Origin of the sequence: Methylobacterium sp. WL116, from assembly GCF_008039455.1 — a bacterium.
Lineage (GTDB): Bacteria > Pseudomonadota > Alphaproteobacteria > Rhizobiales > Beijerinckiaceae > Methylobacterium.
Genome location: NZ_VRUV01001010.1, coordinates 1 through 759, shown reverse-complemented (window position 1 = coordinate 759; position 759 = coordinate 1). Strand labels below are relative to the sequence as shown.

At 73.4% G+C, this 759-nt stretch carries 1 protein-coding gene; it reads right to left on the bottom strand.

Annotation, left to right across the window (positions count from 1 at the left end; all coding sequences use genetic code 11):
- Nucleotides 1-306 precede the first annotated feature (306 nt).
- A partial coding sequence (locus FV223_RS29105; protein WP_246689866.1) for an MATE family efflux transporter occupies nucleotides 307-759 on the bottom strand: 453 nt, incomplete at its 5' end.

Sequence of the window (759 nt, the reverse complement as noted above, 5' to 3'; positions counted from 1 at the left end):
GCGCCCGCGCCGGTGGCCAGGTACAGGAAGTCGCGGCGGGTTCCGTCCGGGGCGGCGGTGCCGGTGGACGCGGCGGCGGAGGTGTTCGCCAAGGTCGTCAATCTCCCAGTGTGCCGTCGCCCGATCTCGTGGCGTCGGGCAGGTCGGCGGAGCGCTCCCGGGCGGATGGGAATCCGATCTCGCCCGCCGCGTCGGACCGCCCGTGCGGAGCGGACCAGAGCATCATCGTTCTAATCTGTGCAATGCGACCGCACGTCGCCCGAAGTCAAGCCAAGCTGTGCCGGAGGACGACACGGATCGGGTTTCCTATCGCGCGGGCGGCCCGGCGGGCCCGGGCCTGCGGTCCCGAAGCGCGATCAGGCGGCGCCAGCGGGCGGTGAGCAGGATCGCGACGACGAACAGGCCGGCGCAGAAACCGAGCCAGATCCCGTAGCCCTGCAGCCCCGCCCCCCAGGCGAGCGCCGCGCCGGCGGGTACGCCGATGCCCCAGTAGCCGCCGACGGCGATCAGCATCGGCACCTTCGTATCTTGCAGGCCGCGCAGCATCCCGAGGGCGACGGACTGGACCCCGTCGGCCACCGCGAACAGGGCGGCGAAGCCGAGGAAGCCGACCGCGTAGGGCATCACCGCGGCGTTGGCGGGTGCCTCGACGTCGAGGAACAGCCCGATCAGCAGGCGCGGCGCGCCGAGCTGGAGGCTGGCGCAGGCCGTCATGAAGCCGAAGCCGAGCGCCAGCGCGACGCGGCCGGCGAGCCGCAC